This is a genomic window from Paenibacillus sp. GYB006, from assembly GCF_036577645.1.
Taxonomy (GTDB): Bacteria; Bacillota; Bacilli; order Paenibacillales; family Paenibacillaceae; genus Paenibacillus.
Genome location: NZ_JARBDA010000001.1, coordinates 20373 through 46457, shown reverse-complemented (window position 1 = coordinate 46457; position 26085 = coordinate 20373). Strand labels below are relative to the sequence as shown.

Annotated in this window: 30 protein-coding genes and 1 riboswitch; of the genes, 11 read left to right on the top strand and 19 right to left on the bottom strand. The window is 39.0% G+C overall.

The window, feature by feature from the left end:
* Positions 1-24 precede the first annotated feature (24 nt).
* The 6 genes from PV403_RS00245 to PV403_RS00220 all read left to right on the top strand — a co-directional run bounded on the left by PV403_RS00245 (position 25) and on the right by PV403_RS00220 (position 5019).
* Positions 25-732: an AIM24 family protein gene (locus PV403_RS00245; RefSeq protein ID WP_213532859.1), complete on the top strand. Its 708-nt coding sequence runs from the start codon at positions 25-27 to the stop codon at positions 730-732.
* A gap of 108 nt (positions 733-840) precedes the next feature.
* Positions 841-884, top strand: a riboswitch (PreQ1 riboswitch).
* A gap of 236 nt (positions 885-1120) precedes the next feature.
* Positions 1121-1813, top strand: coding sequence for a 7-cyano-7-deazaguanine synthase QueC (gene queC, locus PV403_RS00240; protein ID WP_332083235.1), 693 nt, complete (start codon positions 1121-1123; stop codon positions 1811-1813).
* Positions 1810-2304, top strand: coding sequence for a 6-carboxytetrahydropterin synthase QueD (gene queD / locus PV403_RS00235; protein ID WP_191797038.1), 495 nt, complete (start codon positions 1810-1812; stop codon positions 2302-2304). Before queC ends, queD begins: the two co-directional genes overlap by 4 nt.
* Entirely contained in the window at positions 2297-3034 is a 738-nt protein-coding gene (queE, locus tag PV403_RS00230) for a 7-carboxy-7-deazaguanine synthase QueE (RefSeq protein ID WP_332083234.1), read from the top strand. Before queD ends, queE begins: the two co-directional genes overlap by 8 nt.
* A 36-nt stretch (positions 3035-3070) precedes the next feature.
* Positions 3071-3568, top strand: coding sequence for a preQ(1) synthase (gene queF / locus PV403_RS00225; protein WP_160032376.1), 498 nt, complete (start codon positions 3071-3073; stop codon positions 3566-3568).
* Positions 3569-3759: 191 nt separating this feature from the next.
* On the top strand, positions 3760-5019 hold the full coding sequence (locus tag PV403_RS00220) for an MFS transporter (protein ID WP_213532856.1): 1260 nt from the start codon (positions 3760-3762) through the stop codon (positions 5017-5019).
* Between the two features lie 42 nt (positions 5020-5061).
* Here PV403_RS00220 and PV403_RS00215 read toward each other — a convergent pair whose 3' ends face one another.
* Positions 5062-5268 (bottom strand): hypothetical protein, encoded by a 207-nt coding sequence (locus PV403_RS00215; protein ID WP_332083233.1) that lies wholly within the window; start codon positions 5266-5268, stop codon positions 5062-5064.
* 148 nt (positions 5269-5416) lie between these two features.
* Complete coding sequence (locus PV403_RS00210; RefSeq protein WP_332083232.1) at positions 5417-6376, bottom strand: EcsC family protein; 960 nt, start codon at positions 6374-6376, stop codon at positions 5417-5419.
* A gap of 173 nt (positions 6377-6549) precedes the next feature.
* Here PV403_RS00210 and hmpA point away from each other — a divergent pair, with 173 nt between their 5' ends.
* Complete coding sequence (gene hmpA / locus PV403_RS00205; RefSeq protein ID WP_332083231.1) at positions 6550-7755, top strand: NO-inducible flavohemoprotein; 1206 nt, start codon at positions 6550-6552, stop codon at positions 7753-7755.
* Between the two features lie 14 nt (positions 7756-7769).
* Here hmpA and PV403_RS00200 read toward each other — a convergent pair whose 3' ends face one another.
* From PV403_RS00200 to PV403_RS00180, 5 genes are all read right to left on the bottom strand, one after another.
* On the bottom strand, positions 7770-8273 hold the full coding sequence (locus PV403_RS00200; protein ID WP_332083230.1) for a Crp/Fnr family transcriptional regulator: 504 nt from the start codon (positions 8271-8273) through the stop codon (positions 7770-7772).
* A gap of 143 nt (positions 8274-8416) precedes the next feature.
* Positions 8417-9292 carry a copper amine oxidase N-terminal domain-containing protein gene (locus PV403_RS00195; protein WP_332083229.1) on the bottom strand — a complete coding sequence of 292 codons (876 nt, stop codon included), beginning with the start codon at positions 9290-9292 and terminating at the stop codon, positions 8417-8419.
* A 97-nt stretch (positions 9293-9389) separates the two neighbouring features.
* Positions 9390-10292: an MORN repeat-containing protein gene (locus PV403_RS00190; RefSeq protein WP_332083228.1), complete on the bottom strand. Its 903-nt coding sequence runs from the start codon at positions 10290-10292 to the stop codon at positions 9390-9392.
* Positions 10293-10637: 345 nt separating this feature from the next.
* Complete coding sequence (locus tag PV403_RS00185; RefSeq protein WP_213532848.1) at positions 10638-11324, bottom strand: hypothetical protein; 687 nt, start codon at positions 11322-11324, stop codon at positions 10638-10640.
* Positions 11321-11857, bottom strand: coding sequence for a sigma-70 family RNA polymerase sigma factor (locus PV403_RS00180; protein WP_213532847.1), 537 nt, complete (start codon positions 11855-11857; stop codon positions 11321-11323). Before PV403_RS00180 ends, PV403_RS00185 begins: the two co-directional genes overlap by 4 nt.
* Positions 11858-12519: 662 nt before the next feature.
* Between PV403_RS00180 and PV403_RS00175 the strand changes: the two genes are divergently transcribed.
* The gene (locus PV403_RS00175) at positions 12520-13758 is read left to right on the top strand and encodes an RNA polymerase sigma factor (protein WP_213532846.1); all 1239 of its coding nucleotides are present in this window, start codon (positions 12520-12522) and stop codon (positions 13756-13758) included.
* Positions 13759-13924: 166 nt separating this feature from the next.
* On the opposite strand, the gene PV403_RS00170 is transcribed toward PV403_RS00175, so the two are convergent.
* Complete coding sequence (locus tag PV403_RS00170) at positions 13925-14860, bottom strand: GNAT family N-acetyltransferase (RefSeq protein WP_213532845.1); 936 nt, start codon at positions 14858-14860, stop codon at positions 13925-13927.
* Between the two features lie 160 nt (positions 14861-15020).
* Between PV403_RS00170 and PV403_RS00165 the strand changes: the two genes are divergently transcribed.
* On the top strand, positions 15021-15908 hold the full coding sequence (locus PV403_RS00165) for an AraC family transcriptional regulator (RefSeq protein ID WP_213532844.1): 888 nt from the start codon (positions 15021-15023) through the stop codon (positions 15906-15908).
* A gap of 528 nt (positions 15909-16436) precedes the next feature.
* Here PV403_RS00165 and PV403_RS00160 read toward each other — a convergent pair.
* The 6 genes from PV403_RS00160 to PV403_RS00135 form a co-directional block, all read right to left on the bottom strand.
* A complete protein-coding gene (locus PV403_RS00160) occupies positions 16437-16733 on the bottom strand; it encodes a hypothetical protein (RefSeq protein ID WP_160037232.1) in 297 nt (98 codons plus the stop codon).
* Positions 16734-17109: 376 nt separating this feature from the next.
* Positions 17110-17292, bottom strand: coding sequence for a hypothetical protein (locus PV403_RS00155; RefSeq protein WP_332083227.1), 183 nt, complete (start codon positions 17290-17292; stop codon positions 17110-17112).
* Between the two features lie 22 nt (positions 17293-17314).
* Positions 17315-17512: a hypothetical protein gene (locus PV403_RS00150; protein WP_332083226.1), complete on the bottom strand. Its 198-nt coding sequence runs from the start codon at positions 17510-17512 to the stop codon at positions 17315-17317.
* Positions 17513-18319: 807 nt separating this feature from the next.
* Positions 18320-18652, bottom strand: coding sequence for a YolD-like family protein (locus tag PV403_RS00145; protein WP_332083225.1), 333 nt, complete (start codon positions 18650-18652; stop codon positions 18320-18322).
* Between the two features lie 11 nt (positions 18653-18663).
* The gene (locus PV403_RS00140) at positions 18664-18864 is read right to left on the bottom strand and encodes a hypothetical protein (RefSeq protein WP_332083224.1); all 201 of its coding nucleotides are present in this window, start codon (positions 18862-18864) and stop codon (positions 18664-18666) included.
* A 355-nt stretch (positions 18865-19219) separates the two neighbouring features.
* Entirely contained in the window at positions 19220-19846 is a 627-nt protein-coding gene (locus PV403_RS00135) for a recombinase family protein (protein ID WP_332083223.1), read from the bottom strand.
* Between the two features lie 299 nt (positions 19847-20145).
* Here PV403_RS00135 and PV403_RS00130 point away from each other — a divergent pair, with 299 nt between their 5' ends.
* The gene (locus tag PV403_RS00130) at positions 20146-21246 is read left to right on the top strand and encodes an amidase domain-containing protein (RefSeq protein WP_213532842.1); all 1101 of its coding nucleotides are present in this window, start codon (positions 20146-20148) and stop codon (positions 21244-21246) included.
* 52 nt (positions 21247-21298) lie between these two features.
* Here PV403_RS00130 and PV403_RS00125 read toward each other — a convergent pair whose 3' ends face one another.
* From PV403_RS00125 to PV403_RS00105, 5 genes are all read right to left on the bottom strand, one after another.
* Positions 21299-21679: a hypothetical protein gene (locus tag PV403_RS00125; protein WP_213532841.1), complete on the bottom strand. Its 381-nt coding sequence runs from the start codon at positions 21677-21679 to the stop codon at positions 21299-21301.
* Between the two features lie 355 nt (positions 21680-22034).
* Positions 22035-22673 carry a DUF4145 domain-containing protein gene (locus PV403_RS00120; RefSeq protein ID WP_213532840.1) on the bottom strand — a complete coding sequence of 213 codons (639 nt, stop codon included), beginning with the start codon at positions 22671-22673 and terminating at the stop codon, positions 22035-22037.
* A 563-nt stretch (positions 22674-23236) separates the two neighbouring features.
* Positions 23237-23494: a M23 family metallopeptidase gene (locus PV403_RS00115; protein ID WP_306433088.1), complete on the bottom strand. Its 258-nt coding sequence runs from the start codon at positions 23492-23494 to the stop codon at positions 23237-23239.
* 9 nt (positions 23495-23503) lie between these two features.
* Positions 23504-24307: a lytic murein transglycosylase gene (locus PV403_RS00110; RefSeq protein ID WP_213532838.1), complete on the bottom strand. Its 804-nt coding sequence runs from the start codon at positions 24305-24307 to the stop codon at positions 23504-23506.
* 152 nt (positions 24308-24459) lie between these two features.
* On the bottom strand, positions 24460-24594 hold the full coding sequence (locus PV403_RS00105; RefSeq protein WP_283771273.1) for a hypothetical protein: 135 nt from the start codon (positions 24592-24594) through the stop codon (positions 24460-24462).
* 240 nt (positions 24595-24834) lie between these two features.
* Between PV403_RS00105 and PV403_RS00100 the strand changes: the two genes are divergently transcribed.
* Positions 24835-26085, top strand: coding sequence for a hypothetical protein (locus tag PV403_RS00100; RefSeq protein WP_160036987.1), 1251 nt, complete (start codon positions 24835-24837; stop codon positions 26083-26085).

The window sequence follows — 26085 nt, the reverse complement described above, 5'->3', positions numbered from 1 at the left end:
TTATAGAAAGGAACAGAACAAAAGATGCAAATATCTCAAGGACACGAAGCTTCTATGATTACCGGACAAGCTGTCACTTTCTCATTAACCGAAGGAGACAAAATCCATGTGCTTCATCCGCAGCAGATTGTTGCTTACCGCGGGTCCGGTACGGGCAGAAATGATCGTCTCATGAATATTAGCGGAATGTATCGTAAACATAAGCTGATTCAATCCGAGATTAGCGGTCCTTGCCAGTTTGTTACTGCCCTGCCCCCCGGTTTCAGCATGAAATCGATCAAACTCGAAGAGAAAAGTGATCTGCTGTACGACTTCCGGCATTTATTCTTCTATAGTGAAGGAATACAAATGCAGACTAGGATTCTTAAGGTCAAGAATATGCTGATTACCCGAGATGCAATAAAAATGAAATTTTCGGGTAACGGAGTGATCGGTATTCTCACGCAAGGTCAAGTCTGTGAACAAGAGCTTCATCCCACTGCCCCACTGTATGTAGATGCCGGCAGTGTCATTGCTTATCCGGAAAATGCAAAACTGGAACTCACCGTATACGGAAACCATCTCGCGAGTCAGCACATGAATTATCACTGGAAGATGACCGGACAAGGTACCGTCCTATTTCAAGCCGGCCGAGAAAATCGGAAACTCGAGAGTGATATGAACAATGACGAGGGTCTTTTTAAACGAATTTTGCGTGAAGTGTTACCTTTTGGAAATGTATTGATTAAGTAAAAGGGCTTCTATTGTGCCTATTTTCTGCTATAATACTACGAGTACGATAAAACTAACGACAACTACAAATATAAATCCATGGATCATCATGCGGGATATCCGATTTCCATGGGAGAGGTTCGCGAACTCCCTCTATAAAAAACTATACAGATTGTCTAATAAGCAGGCTATTTACCTCCCCTGTGCAGTCAGCAGCTTTATTTTCATAAAGTGGCCGATTGCTCATTTTCGTGTTCGTAAATGATGCCTCGTCAATCTATATAAGTGCCCTCCAATTTTGGCAGCGGCCTGTTTTTTTGTTGATCGAGTAAGGAACTTCTCTTTTCTTCCGCTGATGAAACGCGATCCGTTCGTGTTTACTAATCCTAGAAGATAGAGAGGTTTTTTTATGTTTACAAATGAAAAAGCAATCGTCGTATTTAGCGGCGGACAAGATAGCACGACTTGCCTGTTCTGGGCAAAAAAACACTTTGCAGAAGTGGAAGTTGTCACGTTTGATTATGGACAGCGCCATAAACAGGAGATTGAAGTGGCTGCTGATATCGCTCGTGAACTCGGTGTGGAGCAAACCGTTCTCGATATGAGCCTGCTCAATCAACTCGCACCGAATGCTCTCACTCGCAGTGATATTGATATTTCACAAGAAGAAGGCGAACTGCCAAGCACATTCGTTGATGGAAGAAACCACTTGTTCCTAAGTTTTGCGGCTGTCCTTGCCAAACAAAAAGGAGCACGTCACATTATTACCGGCGTATGTGAGACTGATTTTAGCGGATATCCAGACTGCCGTGACGTATTTGTAAAATCACTGAATGTCACATTAAACCTGGCAATGGATTATGATTTTGTTCTTCATACTCCTCTCATGTGGCTGAATAAAGCTGAGACTTGGGCAATGGCAGATGAACTCGGTGCATTTGAATTTGTACGTGAGCGTACGCTTACTTGCTATAACGGGATTATGGGCGACGGCTGCGGCGAATGCCCTGCATGTAAACTTCGGAAAGCGGGCCTTGATGAATATACTGCTGAACGTAATCAAAAACCTTCTTCTATTGTTACAGGCGGTGAACAGCAATGAGACCTGAGCCTGGTACTTTTCGGATCGTAGAAAAGCTGCAACGCATCGGAGAAGATATTCAAAAAGAGCAGCTGCGCTATCACCGTAAACGGGTCCTTGTCAGCAAGGAATTTACTTTTGATGCTTCGCATCACCTGCACTGCTATGAAGGCAAATGCAAAAACTTGCATGGCCATACCTATAAAGTCGTATTTGGAATTAGCGGCATTCCCGGTGAGACAGGACTCACCGTCGATTTTGGCGATGTAAAAGAAATCTGGAAAACTCAGATTGAAGGTTATCTTGATCATCAATATTTGAACGAAACCTTACCGCCGATGAATACCACTGCAGAGAATATGGTCGTGTGGATCTATGAACAGATGGAAGCGGCTCTGCAAAGTGAACCTTACTGCTCCCAAATTAACAGCGGGCGTACTGAATTTGTGCGGCTCTATGAGACACCTACCAGCTACGCAGAAGTAAGACGGGAGTGGATGATTGATGAGTAATCCTCGTCCCATTCCTGTCCTTGAAATCTTTGGACCAACCGTCCAAGGAGAGGGTATGGTAATTGGCCAGAAAACGATGTTTGTTCGTACCGCTGGCTGTGACTATCGCTGTTCTTGGTGTGATTCTGCTTTTACGTGGGATGGCAGTGCAAAAGATCAAATTCGTCAATTGAATAAAGATGAGATTTGGCAAGAGCTTACTTCTATCGGAGGTGATAGGTTCTCGCATGTCACGATCTCTGGTGGTAATCCTGCCATCTTGCCTCAGATCGGTTCCCTTGTAGAACTGCTTCAGGAGCGCGGAATTCGCACTGCAGTAGAGACTCAAGGGTCTCGCTGGCAGGATTGGCTTATGGATATTAATGAAGTAACTATCTCACCAAAGCCTCCAAGCTCTGGTATGAACACAAACTGGGATACTTTAGATGATATTGTGAGCCGCCTCGCGGATCGAACTGGGGATAAAGCCTACAGTCTGAAAGTTGTCATCTTCGATGAGCAGGACCTCGCCTATGCGAGAGAAGTCCATCGTCGTTATCCTGGGGTTGCTATGTATTTGCAGACAGGGAATCCAGATGTAGGTACGGGAGATACAGATAACCTTGCTTCCTCCCTTCTCCACCGTTATGAGTGGCTTATTGATCAAACAATGAATCTCTCTGATATGAATGATGTACGTGTCTTGCCGCAGCTCCATACGCTGGTATGGGGAAATAAACGCGGCGTATAAATAAACAATAATAAGATGTATGAAGGAGATATGAACATGGCTGGACGTCAATCTGATGAACTACAAGATATTACACTACTGGGTAACCAGGGGACAAAATATAAGTTTGAATATGATCCAAGCATTTTGGAAACTTTCGATAACAAGCATCCTTACCGGGATTACTTTGTTAAATTCAACACTCCGGAATTTACAAGCTTATGCCCGATTACGGGGCAGCCTGACTTTGCAACGATCCACATCAGCTACATTCCTGATATTAAAATGGTAGAAAGTAAATCACTGAAACTGTATTTGTTCAGTTTCCGTAACCACGGAGATTTCCATGAAGATGTAGTGAACATCATCATGAATGATCTAATCAAACTTATGGACCCGCGTTACATTGAAGTATGGGGCAAATTTACGCCAAGAGGCGGAATCTCGATCGACCCTTACTGCAACTATGGTCGTCCAGGTACAAAATATGAGGAACTCGCTACTCAGCGTTTGTTCCAACATGATATGTATCCTGAAAATATTGATAATCGCTAATCTGTTGAGATTGCAAGCAAACCTATGTAAGAGGTCGTTTCACTACGAAGTGAGGCGCCTCTTTTTCCTTTTTCGCGTAAATATAGGGATTGCCTACTAAGTAAATGATGTCATATGATGTAAAGATCTACCTGTTTCGGTTCATTAACAGTTACGTTTTTACTGAATTACATAGGAAAAGGAGACCTTACATGTCACTCAACTCACTGATGAAGACCGGTTCTGCTTCTCGGCCGCTTCCTCGTCCTGATGCCGGTTCTCAGACAATCTACCGGATTCTGATAGCGATCGGTCTCGTTCATCTGCTTAATGACTCGGTTCAGTCGGTTATTCCTGCTATTTTCCCTGTACTGCAAGACTCCATGGGAATCAGTTACAGCCAGATGGGCTGGATTGCTTTTGCACTAAATATAACAGCATCCATTATGCAGCCTGTGGTCGGTTATTTCTCTGATAAAAGACCCACTCCCGCCCTCCTGCCTATTGGAATGGGCTTCACCTGCTCAGGCATGATTTTTCTTGCCTTTGCAGACAGTTACATGGCTATTATGATGTCCGTTATTCTTGTTGGTCTGGGATCAGCCGCTTTTCACCCTGAAGGTTCTAAAGTCTCTCACATGGCTGCAGGAAATCGCCGGGGATTAGCACAGTCTATTTTTCAGGTGGGCGGGAATGCAGGGCAGTCTCTTGCTCCACTCCTCACCAGATGGGTATTTATCCCCTTTGGACTGATGGGTTCCCTCGGGTTTGCGGCTCTTGCCGCAGTAGGGATTGCCGTACAGATTTTTATTGCCAGATGGTACGGACAAACGCTGAAAAACGGTGGATATGCTAGAAAAAAAGCAGCAGACGGAGTCATGAATCCTGCGGTGAAAAAGAACATCATGTATGCCTTTTTCATCCTGATTATCTTAGTATTCGTTCGTTCTTGGTATGTGTCTTCCATCGGGAGTTACTATGCCTTTTTCCTGAAGGATACCTTCTCGCTGTCTACTCAAGATGCACAGATCTATATCTTCTTGTTCCTTGGAGCAGGGGCACTCGGGACTTTCTTTGGAGGACCGCTTGCCGACCGTTTTGGTAAACGAAATATGATCTTTGCTTCCATGGCTTTTGCTGCACCGCTGTCCTTACTACTCCCATATGCTAATCTCTTCTGGACGGGTGTACTGCTGTCGATCATCGGCTTTATTATGTTATCCAGCTTTTCGATCACGGTAGTCTACGCGCAAATGCTGGTGCCAGGTAAAATAGGAACCGTCTCCGGGATGATTACAGGTCTCGCTTTTGGGCTCGGCGGGCTTGGTGCGCTTGTGCTGGGGAACTGGATCGATGCCGCAGGCATTAGTCCGGTTATGCAGGTATGCAGCTTTATGCCGCTGCTGGGTTTCTTAACTTTTCTGCTTCCATCTGACAAGAAACTCGCCACTTGGACGGATCGTACTGCCTAATAAAAACGCCGCGAAGGTTTGTCCTTCCGGCGTTTTTATTTTCTACTCCAGCGTTTCCTCAGCTTGCTTCACTTTTGGTTCTAATCTATTTCTGATCTCTATTAAGAGCGACACGATTTTATATAGGAAAAATAGAACGATACCTACGATCAAAGCAAGTCCGTAAGGAAACATGATAATGACTGCAAAGAAACTAATCACGACGAAAATCAGAAGATATAAAAGATCTTTTCCAGCATTGTTCTCCATTTGAGCTAACCTCCTATCTGAGCATATCCTCTAATAAAACAGACGAATGGATACCCTGAAAAGTTATATTCTCTCTCTCTTTACCCGATATTGCCCAGGTGTATATCCTGTCCGATCTTCCTTACCGTTGAGGCAATTAATCCAACTCCTAAATATCCTGCACCTCATCTAATTTTTTTAATAACCGGCGTTTTTTGTAGAGCATCTTTCCTGCTTCAGAAACATCGGTAAGCGCACCTTTATTACTAATGGATCCAAAAATAATGCCAGCAATCGGGATCATCTGAAACAGCTGTTTCCATCCATAATTTTCACGATAGGCAGTTACAACTTCCCGCCAGCCTTGCAGCTGTGAAATGACTTCTGCATTGGTATGTTCTTCATCAAAATGACTCAGTTCTTCAATAATGGCTTTTTTACCTACAATGTCGGCTGAAGAAAATTGAAGACATTTTACGATAAAAACTCGCTCCATTGTCTCCTCTGGGTCATATCCATAGCAGATGGCAATCTCCTGTAATGTTTTCAAGGAAGTTCCTAACATGAGCGGGAGGTCAGCCGCCATGGTTACAATCCCACCTACTCCCGTAGCTGCTCCGCTTGCCGCCGCAAACTTGATCCGTCCCTGGATAATGTCATCTGCAGCTTGATCCATGACTGCAATGGGGAGTTTCGCAATATCTTCTATCGCAAGTTCAGGTGCATCCTCAGGAGAAGTCACAGCAGCATTCTTTTCTTCCTCTGCGCGAAACTTTCCTGCAGCTGCCAAAGCAGCAGACGAAACTTGAGTAAACATTTTTTTAACCTGCAGCCCTTTTTTCTTTATTCCTATTTGGTCCGATGGCTCTTCCCCACTCAGAAATTTATGGATGTGCTTCAGGACAGCCCTTTTATTCACAAGGAATCGACCGCCATTTTGCAAAAAGGCACCGAGTTCATTTAAAAGCATTCCGAGTTTATCTCTAATAATCTTTGGCGTAAGCTTATCCAACATGGCGAAGGGTAACCGCCCTAGCTTTTCCCAGAAAAAAATATCCTTCTGTTCCTTCTCCCACTTCTCGATCAGAACGAGTTCTGCCTGCAGCAGTTCCTTCGATTCAATACTCATTGTCAACCCTTCTCCTCTTCACATAGCACTTGATATTTACCTATATACGAATGTCAATGGGAAAAGGATGCAATCTGTTCATAAAATTTGTGATTTGGATCACAATTGAAACGAATTTCCTCTTTTATACTGGAGATATCAATAATTAAGCAGGAAGAAAAGAGGTTTTACCTATGTTAAGCACTCACGATATTTCCATTATTAAATCAACTGTACCCGTTCTTGAAGTACACGGAAAAGACATCACTACATGCTTTTATAAAATGTTGTTTGAGCACCATCCTGAATTATTAAACATCTTCAACCACGCCAATCAGAAAAAAGGGAAACAACAAGCTGCTCTCGCTAATATGGTCTATGCAGCAGCCAAATATATTGATCAGTTGGAAGTTGTTCTTCCTGCCGTGAAAGAGGTAGCTCAAAAACACCGCAGTCTCGGCGTACTCCCTGAACATTACCCGATTGTAGGGAAATATTTGCTTATTGCCATTAAAGAAGTGCTTGGCGATGCGGCAACAGATGAAATCATTCATGCTTGGAATAACGCATATGGAGTCATTGCAAGTGTATTTATCGATATCGAGAAAGAAATGTATGAGGAAGCGGAAGGTCAACAAGGAGGCTGGACTGGATTCCGTCCATTTACCGTTAGCAAAATCGTGGAAGAAAACGAACTTATCCGTTCTTTCTATCTCATTCCATCCGATGGAGGAGCAATTGCTTCCTTTACGCCAGGCCAATATGTGAGTGTAAAAGTTCAGGTCCCTGGAGAAACCTACACACAGATTCGCCAGTACAGCTTGTCCGCTGCACCACACGAACCTTACTATCGTATTAGTGTCAAGCGTGAAAATGGAGCTTTGAATACACCAGATGGTAAAGTGTCTAACTACCTTCATAACGTAATCAAAGAAGGGGATAAACTTCTACTATCTGCTCCAGCTGGTGAATTCAAAATGGAACTTACGGATGATCGCCCTGTCGTCTTTATCGGTGGAGGGATCGGAGTTACTCCGCTCATGAGTATGATGAATACTGCTGTGAAGCAGCAGCCAAACCGCCAAGTCACCTTTATTCATGCAGCACATAATGGGAAAGTACATGCAATGGGTTCCGAAGTGAAACAACTGGAAGACGCTAACGAACAAGTGACTACCCACTTCTGTTACAGCAACCCGCTCCCTGAGGATACGGGTTACAGTAAAACAGGACGGATTGATCAGGCTTGGCTGCAAGAGATTGTACCTACAACGGACGCGCATTTCTATTTTTGTGGTCCACTCTCCTTTATGAAGAGTATTCGGGACAGCTTGATCAGCTGGGGTGTTCGTGAAGAAGATTTGCACTATGAATTCTTCGGTCCAAAAGAAACGCTATAACCACCGGCTTAGGCTTAATTAAATTCACCTGAACGCAAGAGGCGGTTCACCGTCTCTCTACGAAGACCGATCAACTGACCAATTTCTGCTTGGGTTAGGAGATCGGTCATTTTTTCAGGTGCAATATACGTTTCCATCCATGAACGGAGTTTGCGCAGACGCTCGGCAGGTTCGGTTTCCGTCACTTGATCGATTCGCTGCTGCATCATACGAAGTTTCTCTTGAAGCTTTAGAGCTACCTCCCGGTATTTCTCAGGCTGTTCTGCCAATGAATGATACCACTCTGCTGCCGGAATCACTTCGATTTCACAAGTAGATAATGCTAAGGCTGAGCCAAAACTGGGACCAGGACTAATTAAACTATGATGAGGGAACATCTCCCCGGGAACAATAATATTAACAAGGAATGCTCCGCCATCCTCCTGAATTCTAATGATTTTGAGCATACCTGATTTGAGATGGTAAAGAGGAGTCATATCCCCCTGCCGAAAAAGCACTTCACCTTTATGTAGTATCATATTTGATCACCTTTAATTTTTTATTTCTCTTCTCAAACTTATGTTCATTTATTTTCGCCCTACAATATATAGTAACAAAAAAGAAGCACAAGATTCATAAACCCCTTGTAAAGGACAGTTTACCACATCCGTGCTTCTTTTTTTCATTCTGTCTTTTTCATTTGATCTGCTTCGTTTTCTTCGAGGATTGGATATAACTCATCTAAGCTGTTCATGTCTTTACTCCCAAGTATCGTCTCTTTGCCGGTATTGGACAGGTATCCATACTGGGATTGTCCTGAGTGCGAAGAAACTTTATAGAAAAACAACCGGTCATTAATCTTAGGTCGTTGTCCCACTTCACTTGATATGCCGCTGTTCGTTATCCAGAATTTATTTTCATTTCCTCCGATTTTTCCACTCCATGTAAGCCAAGCCGCATTTCCTTTAACTTTGTAATAGTCAATAGTACTATTTTCTATTATAAAGAAAGCTTTGGACTCTCCTTCAGGAAAGAGTAATTGAAAAGATCCTGCACTGCTTTGACCTCCGGTGATTTCTTTTAACGTAGTAATTCTCGGAATCGTAATCGCAGCAAGACGGGATGTTGTTACATCATCTGAATTCAAATTAGCTTTCATCTCTTCATTTAACTTTGCTACTTGGACCGTTTTTGTATTAGCGTCCCAAGCTACATCACTGTTGAAATTCTCAGCAATAAATCGAATAGGAACCATAACCCGATTATCTTTAATTAGCATGGACTCCGATTGATTTTGTTTTACACTAAACGTCATTGACTTGGTCGGATGGGCAATCACAAGTGTTTTGGTTTTGTTGTTCCAGCTTTTTATCGAGATTCCCTCGATCTGTTCAATACTTCTCAACGGAACAAAAGTAGTTCCATTTTTAATAAAAGGGGCAACGTCTGTTTTTATGGGTCTGTCATTAACAACTACCGATATTGATGTAGCAGCTTGTGCGGTTGACACTATAAAAAACATGGCAAAACAAGTGAGAAAAAATGATTTCCATTTCAAATATATCAACCTCCATAGGTGCTTTAGATGACTTTACATGTAGTATAAACGCTATTACTATGTAAAAGGTTGTTATTTTCTATAAGTACATTGACCACTAATCAGTAATTGAAGGCTTGCTTTGATTCAGCTGATCTTTAGTAAAGACTAACTCACCGCGTGTCCAAAATCCTTTTTGTACATAACCATCCCGATGAGTTTTGGTCCCATATCCATGTTCTAAGTTATCTTCCCATCCACCTTCATAAACAGTACCATCATTCCATTTATAAGTTCCTTCCCCGTTATACATCCCATCTTTCCATTCTCCACCGTAACGATCACCATTAGCGTATTCTTTAACGCCAGATCCATATTCCATATCATTAAACCATTGTCCTTCATACTTAGACCCATCTGACCAACGATAAACCCCGGTTCCACACCTAAGCCCATTCCTGGTTTGCCCGTGGTAAGTCTCACCTGATTCGTATTCAATACACATTAGATCTTCCTGTATACTTTCCCATACTCCTTCAACCTTTTTGTTGTCGATGTGAATTACAGATCTTATCAAGTTAGGTTTTGTCTTACGTTCAGATGGAGCAGCCACTGTTCCTATCTGGGGTTCAAGCAACAATGGGGGCGATACAAATTGGTCGTCCACGAAGGTTTTATAATACCAAGCTGTCAGATCATACATTTCTAACATCAGTGTTTTTACTTTATTGGTTTCAATAAAAATAGAGCTTTCTCTAGTATCCAAGTACGCTAACTTTTTTAGCGTAGTGAGCAACGGAATTGGCAGAATGTCGATTTCCATTAAAGCAGCTAAATTAATAAAAGGTTCAGAATCATCATGTTCAACATCCTCATTTACGAGAATCTTTGTAACAATTAACTGTCCTATCTCTTTCAGATGATTTAAAGCGATGATGTGATCCGTTTCCATTACACGTTCAGCATGATAAGCTAAGGAATAGACATCTGGCATTTCGTTTTCAAATAATTTAAAACTCATTTGCCACCTCCAATTCTCTAACCATAACTTCTACATCATTATCCAACTAACCTTCCATTAAAACCCAGTAACTAATTTAAACGAATGAAATTAAACTTAATACCTAAGTAGAAAAATAGCCCCTATACAATAAATAGTCCGGCAAGAAGTAAACCTCCGAAAATAACTTTTTTTTCAACTGCAGTCCAATTTCTTTTCATTTGCTCACTCCTTAATAAATGCAATTCATCATGAGATTGAAAATGATAGACATCGGGATTCAACAACCCTTGCTGTTCCAAAAAAAGCCTAGAAGACGCTGCCATCAAGAGGTGCCTTTATTTATAACTTATATAACCCCTAAATCTAATTAGTTGATACGTTAATTTTCCAATCTCCATTTATCGTTATAGGAGCATCCGCTTTAGCTTGTCCTTGAAAACTTGATATGAACACTTCTATATTATCCATAGATGGAATAACTAAATCCGCTTTAAAAATTCGTTTTTTATCATCTTCTAATTTCACTTCTTCAAGCAGATTTTCCTTATTAGAGATCGTATAATCAGCGGGGATATCTACATTGGAAACAATTTTAATGGATTTGGAATCGAGTAATTTTCCTTCTGAATCTCTAATCTCAAATTGCCTAAGTGAGAGCACTTCAATAATTGCATAGGGTGCCTGCATTTTGTTCAAGATTTCTACCTCAATGGGTATAATGACGTTATCTTGTTCTTTACTGATCTTCCCTGAGGTTACCTTTATATCGTTAGAAGCCTGATTAAACTCAGTCCCTATAACCGTGCCGTCCCATTTTTTAATATCTGAGAAGTAACCCTTTACTGCGGAAGCAAACGTTTCGTTTAAGGCTCCTACTGATCCAATAACAATGACAATGGAAGCTGCTACTGCTGCTGCTAATGATATAGCCTGCCTAGATTTCTTTCTCTTCTTCCTTTCATTTTCAGCCATTTCTACTCCAACCCTTACTCTGTCGTTTATAATATCGGGTATTTTTATGTTATCAATTTCATCTTTAAAATGTTTCATACCGAGTGCACCTCCTTAAGACTCTTTTTCATTTTATTTAACGCCCTGTATAGGATTGTTTTTGCTGAACCTATAGGAATTTCCAAAATGTTAGATATCTCTTTGAAGGTATAATCTTGATAGAAGCGTAGTAGGACAACATTTTTCTCAGATACATCTAGTTCATCAATCAGATCCTCTAAAGTCAGGCTAAGTAGGATATTGGTATCTAGTGTTACATCGGAAGTAATACTTTCATTTATTATTTGAGGCTCCATAGGAACTAGTTTGTTTTTTTTACGAAGTAAATCTATTGAACAGGATATGGCTATCTTCATCAACCATGTTTTAAAGTATTTAGGTTCCTTTAGTGTTTTTATTGACTTAAAAGAACGGTATGCTGTTTCTTGTACAATGTCCAAGGCTTCTTCTTCATTTTTCACATTAATGTACGCGAGTCTGTAAATATCGTTTTGATATCTCTCAAATAGTGCTAGAAAGGAATTTTTATCTCCTTGTTGAGCTTCTTTTATTTCTTTATGGTATTCATTCATGTTCTAACTTCCTCCCTTCTTTATAAAGATCAGAATTGCTTTATTTGCTTAAGTATAATTTGCTTTATTCTCTTATTAGACTTTGAGTAACAACTTTTGGCTTTAGAAATATAAATATTTTGGTAGTTAGATTCTTACTTCAGAAACTTCAAGTTAATAAGAGTGAGTTCTGTTGTTAAAGGTAGATTCACTAATTTATATGCTTTTTCATAATTCGGTAAGTCAAAATGTCGAAGAAAAGCCTATTAGCTTAAAGAAAAGGAGCAGCTGCCAACCGGCAAACTGCTCCATGCTGTTTTTGAACTATCGTTTTTCCGTCAGTTTAATTGGTTGGGGGTTATAAATTGAAAGATTCCAATCATGATGAGCAAAGTCACGAGTACTGTTATAAAAGTTAAGCTCAACCTCAATATATTAGATGACTGAAGTTGTTTGTTCTGAACTTGCTTTTCCAGAAAGCCAAACCGTTTTTTAAGCTCCTGAATTTCTTTCTCCATTGGTAATCCTCACTTTATACCACATAGCTGAATTGCATTTACGCTTTGCTTTTTCGGGGTTAAAAAAAAGTCGAGTGGCGTCGTGTAAAATTATTTTAAAATGATGTGGCTTTTTACCTCCCTTCGGTGTCTAATGAATTGTAAGTTCAGGAGGAGGTTCTACTAGTGTCACGAGCTCAAGACAAAAAGAAAATCCCTGTTCTTCCGGAGGAGCAGGAGCACATCCAGCATTTCGAAGCCATTTATAATCAATATCGAGATAGAATTCGAAATTATATTGCAGTAAAGACAAATTTGGCAACTGCCGATGACTTAACGCAACAAGCTTTTTTAAAAGCAATGGAAAACTTTCACTTGTTTAAGTGTAACTCCAGTATATTTACTTGGCTATTCAAAATCGCGCAAAATATTGTGAAAAACGAGTATCGTACGAGATCACGAAATAAAGAAATGGTGCACGAAGTAACCGATTTTCAGTCCCAATCGATATCCCTCGATATTGCTAGAGATGTCGATATCCGTCTTGATATTAGTGCTGCATTAGCCCGATTGAATGAATTAGATCAGCAAATCATATCATTGCGTTTTTTCGTCGATTGCACTTTATTGGAAATATCCAAAATCATCGGGATGTCTGAAAGCGCAGTTAAGAACAGACTCTATCGTGCCTTAAACAAACTAAAAAAAGAATTAAAAGAATGGGGTGACATTACAATCATGTCTATTAAAGAATTGATATCAATTGTGGATAAAAGCGAGGCTCCCTCCAAGAATGATGGTATGAACAAGGTATACCATGACTTATTTGAAGAGTTGAAAAGCAATGTAGATCGAATTATTACAACCTATCGTCATCGACCTTCTCAGAAAATCGCTATTGAGATTTATCCGGATCTGCCCACTTTTCATCAAGCAATAAACGAGCCGGATGCGCCCAATTGGTTTATGGGAACCTATGAAGACAATAAAATTAAAATCGTATCCCCACTCAACCCAGGCCCTGAACATACGTATCAATCGGTACTACGGCACACCCTAAGCTTGTTTACGATGTGGTTAGTGAAGGATATTAATCCGTTAGCACCGAAATGGCTTACACACGGTCTCGGCGGGCATGAAGCCAAACAAATGTCACAAGAATATATCCAGTATAGCACCTCCGAATTGATTCAAAATAACGCTGTCCCTAGCTTTCAAGCATTAACTAATGATACCTGGGATTTCGAGAAGATAGGGGGATATGCATTCTCGCACTTGCTCGTAGAATATCTCATCCATTCATACAGTTTAGATGCGCTCAACAAATTCATACGCGATGCCACTGATTTTCAAGGCGCATTTCAAGTATCGGAAGCTGAGTTGCACGGGATGTGGGTGCAATATTTAAAATCTAGGCTATGTTAAATTTTGATACTAGTATTTGACCATAGCTCAACAGTACACTATACATTGTTCTATCTAGTACAGCCTTATAGCCCCAATCATTAAACTATCCTACCAGTTCGTTGAACAAAAGCAGCCGATTACATTGATCCGCTGCCTTCTTGTTTATATTGAGCTATCGTCACCGTTAGTTGCACTTGCAAACCTTATACCATACAAACATGTTGCCCAGTAGTTGAAATCCTGTTTTGTGATACACCCGCATCGCATCGTCTGGCTCTGGATCTAGGGTCCATAAACCACCGTGGTTAATGTAGAGTTTAGCAATCCCCATCTTTCGCAAGCGATGCATACACTCATAGAGCAAGTTCGTGGCCAATCCCTTTCTCCGATGGCTCGGTGCGGTTCCGAACGGTTCAATGATCGCAATATTATTAGCCGTGTCATACCACACGTTTGCAAACCCAACGATCTGATCTTCTTCATCGACAATTACTAAGTCCAATTCCTGCTTGTACGTCGGACTACTCATCAGGCGCTGGTATGCTTCCATCGTAGGCGCTGTCAGCCCAGCTGAACCACCCATAATATTTACCTTTTGTTCCAAGTCTTTAGAAATGATCGGCCGAACCATGAAGCCCTGTGGAAATTGCGGTTTTGGTATAGAGTCATCAAGCTCGATCGAGCCTGAGTACATATACCAGGTATGCTTGGTATATCCTCGTGCTTCCAAAGTTTCTACCCGTGTTGCATCTTCATCATACGCCCAGGCATACACTTCATTTCCTGTGCGGTCTTCTAACAACGTTGGTGCGCAATATCGCTGCTCGGCCCAAGTGAAAATCTCGTCTTCGAACCCTTCATAATCAGGCCCCGTGACGCAATAGAGGATATGATAATGTCCTGGCCAAATGGCTCCAATAATCGTTCCGTCTTCCAACTCACAGATGGTTATTATATCTTTGAAATGCCCATTGAACGAACGGATATAGTCCAAGTCACCGAGACTAGGGTAAAACCGTCTTCGGGGGTCAGCAAACTTTTTAATGATCAAATCACGAAGTGCTAAGTAATCTTCTTCATTCGAAAAGGGACGAAAACGCACCGTTTTTATTTGTTCCATGATTTCCACGTCCTTTGTTTTAATCACTATTGAGAGTGTTCCCAGAACACTGGTAGTCTTGGCTTTCAAATTTCCATTATATGCTTCATAATCAAATTATAAGTGTATCGAGCGTTCGCGGGTAACATTTCTTGCTCTTTTTTAGGAGGATCTGTTTGAAATGAAAAACGCATACCTAATAAACAGGTTGTCAGAGATCATTAATTGGATAGAGACAAATATTCAATTAGAAATTACTCTTGATGATATTGCATCTAATTCCCACCTTAGCAAGTACTACCTGCATCGAATATTCAAACAAGCAACGGGTTTAAGCTTATTAGAATATGTCAGATCTAGAAAATTGGCGGCGAGTCTGTCTGATTTAATGAATACGGACCTAAGAGTAGTTGATATAGCACAAGAGTATGGATTTGAGTACCATCAATCTTATATACGAGCATTCACACGGGAATATGGCATTACTCCAACCCAATTTCGTAATGGCACAACACCTGTGAAAGTGGTGGAACGATTCAATTTAGCAAACTGTTACCAAGTGGATGACGGGCTGGTCTTTAAACCAATTCATGTAATGTTACCAGCGTTCTTTGTTGCTGGAAATAGAAGAATTGTTTATATAGGCGATAATTTTCAAAATCAAACCGCAAATGATTATGCGCAAACTTTTTATTACAAAGATCGGCATCGAATAAAAAACGCAGTTGACCCTGATACGTATATTGGTTTAACCAGGGTTCCTAAGGACAGTACAGAGTTTACGTATTACATACCTTCTATCCAGGTTAAGGAGGGAAGTCCAGTTCCCGAGGGAATGATTGTCGAGAGGATCCCTTCAAATAAGTATGCGGTATTTAAATATATTGGAAATCACTACCCAAACGAAATATCGAGTAAGACCTTAAAGACTATTTGGGAGTATATCTATGGCCATTGGATGAAGGAAAATAATCAGTTAAATACCTATAGTTTTGAACGGATAAATCCATTACAAGCAGAGGATTACTGTGAGATGGAGCTGTTTTTTCCTTTTACAACCTTAAACTAACCTGCCCAGTAGCTTAAAGAAAAAGCAACCGGTCTATTGATCGGTTGCTTACTTTTTCTTCTTGAACTAACGTTTTTCCGTTAGCTTAATGAGTTATCCTAATAAAATCAATCATTCGGCTCCTATAGAAATTAACTAAAAGAAAAGATTTTGAATTGTGTTATTAAGTAGACAGTAATGAGTACATTTATTGCGAGTATAAATGTTATTTTCAGATTAACTGAATATTTTATTAAATAACGACGAAAAACAAATGAAAGTAAGGTCATGATAACAAAATACCCAATCGGTATAACGAAACTATAAAACACTTTTTCTGTTGCACCAATGTCACCTGGTGGGGCATCTGCTGCTGTGAATCGCCCCATTGCTATCCATATCTTGAATACCCAGTAAAAAAAGAATGATGTGGTCGATGTAACTAATAGATAAGCTACATAGCTAATTACGCTAAGGTTAATCTTCAATCAGTTGCCTCCGATTTTATGCGATTTTTCATTATAAAGCCTTTAAGAAGCAATTACTTCATTAAAATAAGAAAGATTGTTGTATCCACATCAAGAAGCTCAGTAATCCTGTTATGCTGAATGTGATTAAGATAGTTACTATTCCTCTTGAAACAGACTTTAAATTTTTCTTACCTGTTAGTCCTATTATTCCAAGGATTAAAGTTATCAACGAAAGAACGTAAACAATATTCACGGCGTCCGGGTCAGATATTTCACCAATAAGTCTATAGAGTTCTGCCCAACTATAGACTGTCAAATATGAAACTAAACAAATTATTGAAAGGAAGAAAGACCATAAATTTAATTTTTCTCTCATAAATTTCACCTCCTCATATAGCTAATTAGGCATAAAAAATATACGATGGATTTTGTAGAATCTTAAACGATCATATGGTTCCGATAATCCTGAATGTTGTAATTTTTGGTTTCGTTAGGCAGTTTGAAGCATTAACTATGGCTACTCTTTTTTAATGTGGATTTAGGATGATACTATATACATATAGTTAAGATACATCAGACCAAACATTAGGCTAGCAATAAATTTATAATATTTACCTTCACCTTTTAAGCTGCTAACAAGACTCCACATGAAAATAAATCCTAGGAGCAAGAATATTAATGGCATTTCACTATGTCTCCTAACTATTTATTATCTCCGTTAGTCCAATAATGTCCAACCCCCTTAATTAATTTCAGGTGGTCCCTCCAGAAGCAAATTGATATAACCCAATTGAAATTAAAAACAGTACGAGAAAGATAATTCCGATTAGTACTACTATCTTGAATGTTCCAGAAGATTGAGATTTATGTTTGAGTTGACTTTCGACACTTATCAATCGATCTTTAATTTCTTGAATTTCTTTTTCGTGTTCCATTATTTCTCCCCTTCACTCAGGTTCATACTTTTTTTAATTTTCTTAGAATTACTGCTGTACAGACAGATATAACACTAACTAAGTATAAAAGAGCGTATGCTACAGCAGCATAATATGTCAGTTCAGCTTCAATACCGGACCTTGTAAGAACTAAAATAATGGCATAGCCAACAACAAAAACGACAATACCCAATAGAGCATTTTTAATAACTTCTTTCACAAATTCACCTCCTAGGTTTATACCAGTTCCCCGATTTCTGTGCCACTTTATTTGACCAAGAGGATCTACCCAGATGTGGTTATGCTCATTAGTTCTTCTTACATGACATAAAAGAATTAATAGATATGAAGTGAGATTCTGTAAAGATCATTCGAAATGTAAGCCAGTGCTATACAGGCAATCAATAAATATATCTTGTAGTGCTTCTGACTCTTAAAAATCTGAACAAAACAAATAAAGAAGACTATACATAAAACAGAAAAAATTATATCAGTTCCAATAAACCCCAACATGTGCCTTGATACTCCCTCCATGAATATTTTAATAGCTTGCTCTTTAAATAATATTAGAGAAGTATATCACGTCATCGTCACATTTATTAGTTATAATTTACCAATATCAATATAATTTCTATAATAGCTCTTTACACATTTATTCAACTAAACTGCCCGTTAGCTTAATGGAAAAAACGTCCAACAAATGGTTGCCTCCTAAGAGTCTCTTTTCTGTTTTTATATTTTAGGGATTAATGATTTCTGATATCTCACAATCGTAACGTGAAAAACCACATGAAAATAAAAATGTGGTTTTAAATTAAGATAATGTAAGGCTTTTTTACTCCATATTCCCGCTATAAAAACTTGAATTGTTATCCAAGGTTCTCTGTTAAGAGTTCAACGGATTGAGATACCTCCTTAAATCCAGGCTTGGTTAAAACCAATCCTAGGCTGCAACCAGAGAAACTAAAAAAGGTGCCTCCCATTAACAAAAACACCCTTGATTTATTCATTTATGTTATTCCTAAATTCATGTACGGGCCGATACAATTTTATCGAACGAAATCCATTCCCAGTCATCGTCATAATGGAATTTTATTTCCTTACGGTACGTGTTAATTACAGAAACGAGTCCTGTCAACTCTTTAAATTCGTGTGGTTCATACAACGTCAGAGTTACTTTAACATGGCTACGTAATGACTCTGAAAGAGCAACCCCAATCATTTGCCATTCCTGCTCGTCGATGATCGGTTTTAATTTCATATCAGTTTTGGACATATATTCATTGTACGCTTCTCGGTGCTCGGGAAGTATCATACGTGAAGACTCGTATAAACCGTTATTGCTCAGTTTTTTTGACACACTTCTACCCCCTAATACTTGGTCCAGTAATCTAGATTGTCTAAAGGTTTCAACGGTTCACTTCTAAGCTGCTGTTCCCAACCTTGAAGTAATTTAATCGATTCGACTTGTCGCTTATTATCCCAAATAATAAAGAGCTTATCTTCCAAGCTAATTAGCGTTTCAGTAATGTCTTTTTCAGACTTTCCGGTTTTAATCATCAATTCTTGCATAGACGGTAACCGCCCTCGTCCAACGGAATAGTTGTGTAATATCCGGTGTATCTTGCGTTCGGAATCATCGAGCATAGTATCCGTCCTTTCAGCTTCTTCATATAAGTAATTATAAGCGAACATAAGTTCTTATTTCAATACACAAAAAAAAGCCAGCTGTTAGTGCTAGCCTTTTGAAGGATCCAAAATGACGATAATTTTTATGTAAATAACTTGGACCGATTTAGAAGCATTTTTGTGACCAGTTATCCATGAACGAAAATAAAAATCGTTTTAAACGGACGTGAGAGACCAGTTTTAGTTTGTATATTGAAGAAAACCAACCTTAAGCTGGAATACTTAGAATGTACTTCCCCTATTGTTGATCCCTGCTTATCGAAAAGGTAGCTTCATACTCCTTCACCTTTTTATAAAAGGTCGGCTTCTTCATATCGACCATATCCATAAACGCTACGGCTGTAATCTTTCCTGACTTCCACTGCTTATACAGTTTACCCCACTCTTCAGGTAATTCTAACTTAGGTCTCCCCAGATGTTTACCTTTAGCTTTAGCAACTGCAATACCTTCAGCCTGACGTTGTAGAAGAGTCTCTCGTTCCTGCTGTGCAATGGATGTATAAACCTCGATGATAATATTGTTTATCATATCGATAACCCATTCTTGGCCTTCCGGAACGTCCTGCATAGTCGTCGGTAAATCAATAATCTTTACACGGATACCTTCATCCTTAAAGTATTGTAGATATTGTTTGATCTGTTCCTTGTTTCTTCCTAAACGATCAATGGATTTAATAAAGAGTGTATCGCCTTTACGCATAGCCTTCAGCATATTTTGAAAACCTTCTCGTTCCATATCCTTACCTGATGCCTTATCACTATAGATATATTTATCATTCGTTACATATGGCTTCAATGCTTCATACTGTCTGTCCAGGTGTTGTTCTTTAGTTGACACACGAGTGTACCCAAAATTAATTCCCATTGTATCCCGACCACCAATCTATATCTCTTGTTGCTTTCATTATAACCCTAGATGTATATAAACAACAATTAGTTTATAGACGTTCATAAAGGTTTATATGTCGTAATATATAGACTGAATTATACTACTTTGCCGAGCGTCTATAATGGTGTACCTTTGTAGACCTTTAATTGAGCTTTATTCATTTCAAAAATATCCAATATATTATAAATATAAAAAAAATAGAAACTTTTCTCTTTTTATGGCGTTTATATATATGGAAACTATAACCAAATATTAAAATAAGGAGAGTGGACAAATTGAAATTCAAGAAGACCTTATTAATTACTGGAACACTTGCTCTAAGTTTCAGTTTAATGGGAAGTGCCTCAGCGAAGACTAATTCAGAGAAGGTAGAAGACATTCAAATCAAAGCTAGCGATATCCAGCTTTACAGTACGCTTCCTAGCACACCAGATAAGGAGAAAGAAAAAGCGCTTATTGAACACAAAGATGCTATTGAATTGGTCGAGCACCAATTAAGTAAAGATGGTATTGCCCTCAAAACGGACATAGATAATGTGGAGTATCAGCAATATGTACTCTCGTTAGGAACAGCTTTTGAACTATTCTCTTCTGAGGATATGAGTAAAATAGTAGAATATGTGAAATTCATAGATTGGTATGAAAACTATGGACTTAATGAACAATTGAAAACATATCAAAACCAGCTTAATAACAACGTAAAACTTTCCAGTGCAGAACTTATTGATCTGAATGGTCTTTTACCGATTCCTTCAGATGCTCCCTCTACATCTAATAACGAAACTACTATTAACGAAGCAAGCCTAGATTCCACAACAGAGATTGATACATTAGCCGTTTCAGCAAATGGATATAACAACATAACAGCTCGTGACTATGCTTATAGTTGGTGGAATAAAAGAAATCCCACGTATTCAACCTATTATGCTGAAAAAAACGGCTGTGATGTAGCAAATTCGTCTTGCTGGGCAAAATGGAACGATTGCACTAATTTTGTATCCCAAGCGCTTTATGCAGGAGGCATGAAATTTAGAACAGGTTCTAGCTACACTAGTAATGATGCTTGGCAGTTTGGCCCTCTCGTACCTACTTATACATGGGGAGGAGCGCAAAATTTTTATAATCATTGGAGTAAAAGAGCTGGTGTTGCATCAGCTGTAACCGCCTTACAAACGGGTGATGCAGTAAATGCTGACTTTGGTGCTGATGGGAGTATCAATCATACTGCTATAATTACAAAAAATACAGGCAATAGCGCGAGTAATAAGTATTTAACCCAACATACTACTGACAAAAAGGAAACCAGCACACTTCAAGATTGGTATAACGCTGGCTATAAGGTATATGGATACGAAATAGATAAAGCTAGTAATTAAAGCTACAAAGCCCCCTACTCTGAAGTTGGGGGCTTTGTTTTCTCATTTTCTTCTAATCCTCAAGATTAGCGACTCCTTCATTCAAGTCGTATATCACATAAAAGTGATTCCATTTCTGCATGGTGACAATTTCGTTCCTACCATCTTTTTCGAAAAAATATCCCGATCCCTCCTGTTCTTTAAATACCCATCCTTCTCGTAGCATGCGTGACTTTAATAGTTCCTGTGGATCATTCTTTTCTTTCGTGAGATAGCGTTCTTTTCCGGAAATAATGCTATCAATCTGAATAACAGAATTACTAGTTGTTTCTAAACGATATATTTGTTTTACATTGTCATAACCAACGTTGTTGAGATAAGTTGCCACTACTATGACGATAAGAACAAGAAATCCCATAAAACCAAAGGTAACGGTTCTCCGTTTTTTTTTCATCCAGGGTTCACCTCCCAAATTAGAAATTATTTGTGTATTGAATAATGATTAGACAAGATAGAATTAGTTTTAAATAAAAAATTCAAGTCGAATATTCATTTTCAAAGTATTGTTCTGCGTAGCTAACTGAATTGGAAACGAGATATCATTACCGAAAGATAGATTCTCAGTGTGGCTACGGAACCCGTCTAATTTAAAATCCTGAGTAATTCAACCTTTTCAAAAGGAAATATCATCTAACCAACTCATTTTACCAACTGTATTTAGCATCTCATAAATTAGATTGATTTGTCTATCAGGCTCTTGCTCTCCAAGTTGTCTGGATTCTTTCCATAAACATTCAATTAAAAATCCTCTATTGCTGATTAACGATTTCCTTGTTTTCTCTTCTAGCCTTTATATCTTTAAATCTCGGTTTAAGATGATATAAAATTTCCAAAATTGATTGCAAAAAATCAAGAGAATCCTGAGCATCATTTATAGAAATTTTTTTGTCAGTTGCGTGGGCACCTTGATTTCCTAAAAATCTAAGCTCTTCAGACCATTCAAGTAAATCACCACTGATAAATCCATTCTCTTTCATTTGCTTTAATCCATCAAAAACTGTCTTTGTTTCTGGTACAAAATCTTTACAGACTGCTTCTAGAGATCTTCTAACCATAACTACGGTTGCAATTGCTGCTTTTGCTTTTTCACACTTTATAGCTTCTTCATAAGATTCTTTAACAATCTCAGGTATTTGAAATGTTAAGATTCTTTCGTCTTTTGGAAATAAACACATATCATAATCCCAAAAATCTGTACCAAAACCCCAAAGGTCTTCACGATAGAAAAGCGAAGGTAAATCACAGGATGTACAAGACATCAAAGCATACTCTTTGTCATTTTCATCTTTTTTAGCACCTTTATGTATGTAAGATCCATGTATTGAAAACATTTTTTTATCTTGGCAATACGAACAATATGCAATGATTGGATTAGTTTGATTGCTCATTTCTTTATACCTCTTTCTACCGCATAAGGGTTAATGGTTTAATACACAGGGAATTTCGCTTAACTTATTTATCTCTGTACGTCGTAAATATAATCTTCTAACCTATATTTCTGAACTACGTATATCATACATCTATCATGTATTCACTAACCTCAATATCTATTTAATCATAACTTATATTCAATATATTGTAATTGATTATTCACCGAAGTCCTCCTTCATTTAATCCCTACGTATATCTCCTGTCGTAGAGAAACTATTATGACCAAGCAATTCGTAAATGTACTGATATCCTTATCTCCTTCCAGTAAATAAGTGGCAAAAGAGTGTCTGAATACATGGATCCGTACTTCCTTTTGTATATCACGCTCGCTAAAGAAACAATGGATCATCCAAGCATGTCTTGAAAATGAATTGTTACGATAACGTGGTAATTGAAAATTATTACTATAATTACAAAAGCATTGAAAATTAAAAGGCATGCGCTCGGTACAATACCAAGTTCATGCCCAACAAATTACATAGTAATATTGTGACGATGTTCTTTTCTTTTAGAGCGTTTCTTATCCCCCTACAAACGGCAAAGGATTTACCTTTACACCATTGATAATGATCTCAAAGTGTAGATGGTTTCCGGTACTACTACCGGTTGACCCGCATCCACCAAGCACAGTTCCTGCAGATACTTGATCACCAGCACGAGCTTTAATGGAAGACAGATGGGCATAGATAGTAACATAGCCTCCCCCATGATCCACACGTACATACTGACCATATCCTTCACTTGGATTACTTGCATTTTGCCAGCCAGCCATAATCACTTTTCCGGCTTAAGATGCAGGTATCGGTTGTCCATAGGAACAAGCAAAGTCTACGCCTTCATGTGGTTTTCCTACTTGGCCTGTAACAGGATGAGTACGTGGGCCAAACCCGGAAGTAACTTCACCGTTGACTGGACGACTAAACCCAGCCTTACCCGGTTGCGGAATTATAATAGCATCGTATCCTTCTGTCACGTAAAGCGTAGCGTATTTCATTACTTCTGATACATATTCCTGGCTGTGATTGTATTGATATAGTGATTTTTCAATGTTACCAGAAGCCGCCCCGCTCTTTCCCAAGTAATTTGCTGCGGAAAAGACCGCATCTTCTAAATCCCACATATCTGCTTTGCCATCACCGTTTGCATCTACGCCATATCCCCCGTACTTAGAGATTAAATCCAAACTGGTTTTTTCCTCATCGCTGAAGTTTCCAGCCCCTGAACCACTACAAGAGCTATGACCCCATCCGATAAAGGTACAAGGCATGAACTGAAAATGCCCCTCCGCGCCAACGGACGAAATCATAGGGTCTAACGTAGAGAACCTAGTTTCAATTCGGTGTACTGCCGCCAAGAGGTTCCAAGGAACTCCATATTTTTCTGCGGCTGCCTGATAGATTGGAATATACTCTGCCGGGATCTCAGATTCACCCAAAGCAGATATAATTCCGCTACCCCATCCACCGGCCCCATAATTACCTTCAGAATCGGAGCTGCTGAACATCATAACCATTAACATAAGTACAAATAAGGCACCAACAAAAAGTATAGGAATGAAGGCCAAACCGCCAAGTATAGTGAATTTCTTCATGAATTCCACGCCCTTGAACGTACAGCTAAATCATCAATCTTCCATTTACCATCGATCATGTTGACCTTAATGATATAAGCTAACGTACTTGTACTCGTTTGGCCGTCTTGATCGGTATGCTCCACTTCAATATCTGCATTCCACCACTGTTCTTACAGTCCCTCTTTCTGTGGTTCCAGCTCTACATTAAGCACTTTCGTTTTAACAATCGTTAGCGTTCCCCGGCGCTTCTCCTGTTCCAATGCCTTATACAAGTTATCAGTTACATAAGGTAGAGATTTCTTCAAAAAGTCATCTGGGAATAGATCAGCCGGTGGCCGTCAATTTTAGGCTATCTCCATTAAATTGCACAAAAATAATATGTACAAAAATAATTTAATAATAGCTTGATAGTATAGGATTTTAAAAGTTTTCATTGAAAATATTATTGTACAAAAATACCAAAATGTTATTATAGAAAAAGAAACATATCCAACATATAACCGTTTAATAATATTGTACATAAACGTATTTCTATTGGAGGACAAATGGCCAATTCAAAATCGTCTACAATCACTACTCTTCAAAACTTTAAATTTATTATGATTTCTGTTTGGATTGATTGGGGGACATTAAGCGACGGCAAAATTATAAAAAAGCAGTTCGCGGCAATAGCGTTAAAAGATCTGACAACGGGTACCCACATCATCCATCCGTTGACAGACTTTATAATAAACTACTGGCAGGCAAGAAAGTTCAACACGCAGAAGAAACATGCACTGAATACCGTGAAATTTCTTAATTACGTACTTTTTAATAGACGTAATATGAATATTCACTCGCTGTCTGATTTGAATTTTACGGTTGGCAACAATTATCTTAATTCACTTACTTCCGAAGGACAGTCCAGGGGCTCAGTAAAAGACAGTGAAAGGACCCTCACATATTTTTATCTTTGGTTAATTGATAAGGGCGTAAGTAACCTAGACAAACACCGGTTTTTAAAAAAAGAAACGCAATATGGCAAAAGCTATTACGAATCCCCTTTTCAGGTAGTTTACCCGGATCATCGCCCACCAAATGTGGAGCATGCATTCCCAATTCAATACATACCTTTATTAATTGAAATAGCCATCCTTGTAGCAAGACCAATTGCGCTCGGGGTTTATCTACAATTATTCGGCGGACTCCGAGTGGGAGAAGTGGTCAATTTAAAACGCACTCAGCTAAAGAGAAGAATAGCGAACGGGGATTTTCTTTTTGAAGTTAAGGATCAAAACTTCCGTACTGACCTCAAGGATAGTTCCGGCAGCAACAGTGTAAAACGCAGCAGAAACCAAAGGGTTTTTCAGATTAGGGATTGGGGAGAATCTATATTTAATGATCATATTGAATTGTTCGCTGCGGCGGATAAAAACAACGCACTTTTTGTAAACAGGGATGGAAAAGCGATGTCCGGACGTAGTTATCGTCAATACTTCGATAAATTAAAAAGATGCTTCATTGAATACTTAAAATCATACGGAGACAGCGACGATAAACTGATTGCCCACCATTTGAGCATGATGAGTTGGTCCACCCATATTGGAAGAGGAACTTTTACAAATATGTTAGCAGAGGTAGCTGAAAATCCCTACGATATCGCATTTCCGCGCGGCGACAAAAGCCTCCTTTCGTCTCTTTCCTATATGTCAAGGACGGAACGCATGCGAAAGAAATTAGAAGAAAAATTTAATAATATGCATGGATCGTATATTCCAAAATTGATTGATAAACGCAAAAGTCAAAAGGAGCATTAA